Source organism: Mesorhizobium sp. WSM4841 (assembly GCF_055811515.1).
The window spans coordinates 1-250 of sequence record NZ_JBVVQC010000113.1; the positions used below are offsets into that span (position 1 = coordinate 1).

Consider the following 250-nt stretch of genomic DNA (forward strand, 5'->3'; position numbering starts at 1 on the left):
GTCTTACCATAATGTCTATTTGTATGGACTAACATCAAATCATATCGACTATGCTCGCCAACAAAACCAACAAACTGAACTTGACTCTCTTCGTTGTCATCATATAAATACATATCAATCATTTTGTAGCGACTCCTTTTAAAAGTAGTAAAGTTAGTATAACGACAAATGAAGTATACTGCAAAATTATGATAATATATAAGCGAGAGGTGACAAGGAATGTATTTTGTAGACAAAGATAAACTAACTC

1 protein-coding gene is annotated in these 250 nt (G+C 31.6%); it reads right to left on the reverse strand.

Features of this window, described 5'->3' with window-relative positions:
* Window positions 1-122: SAV0927 family protein (locus AC0L14_RS34825; RefSeq protein WP_473752240.1), on the reverse strand; the 122-nt coding region annotated here is incomplete at its 3' end.
* Between the last annotated feature and the right edge of the window lie 128 nt (window positions 123-250).